The organism is Acinetobacter sp. ANC_7682 (genome assembly GCF_056779795.1).
The window spans coordinates 1-547 of record NZ_JBWYIQ010000082.1 but is presented as its reverse complement, the minus strand read 5'-3'; the positions used below and the strand labels follow the sequence as shown (position 1 = coordinate 547).

The window sequence follows — 547 nt, the reverse complement described above, 5'->3', positions numbered from 1 at the left end:
TAACTACGCAGTTCAACATCGAAGGTGATGAATACCTTTGGGATGACTTTGCATTTGCAACGCGTGATGGCTTAGTGGCAACTGCTGTAGATGTAACTGATGAAGCTGAAATTGCTCGTCGTGGTCTGAAAGGTGCGTTCAAACATATTCAATTTGACATTGAATTAGTGAAAGACGTTGAAGGTGCGCCTTCTACTGAAGTTGAACGCCGCCGCGCATCAGCTTAAAAATAATAAAGGGATGGATTTCGCATCCATCCTTTATCTCATTTAACTAAAGAATTTAGACCAATCCAAATCTAATCATTTTGATTTGTTTAAATTTTTGCAAGACCTAAAAGGATATAGATAGCTTTATCTATAAAACGCTATGATTGATAAATCTCAAAAGACTTTAACCGAAGCCCTCTCCCAAATTAAAGACGGTTCAACCATTATGATTGGTGGGTTTGGTACTGCAGGTCAGCCTGCTGAACTCATCGATGGCTTAATTGAACTCGGTATTAAAGACTTAGTGATCGTCAACAACAACGCAGGTAATGGTGATT

General features: G+C 38.9%; 2 protein-coding genes. Both read left to right on the top strand.

What is annotated here, in order from left to right; translation table 11 throughout:
- A partial coding sequence (locus AC1M9D_RS14080; protein ID WP_481589630.1) for a dioxygenase family protein occupies window positions 1–227 on the top strand: 227 nt, incomplete at its 5' end.
- Between the two features lie 142 nt (window positions 228–369).
- The coding region (locus tag AC1M9D_RS14075) for a CoA-transferase (protein WP_481612445.1) at window positions 370–547 on the top strand (178 nt) is incomplete at its 3' end.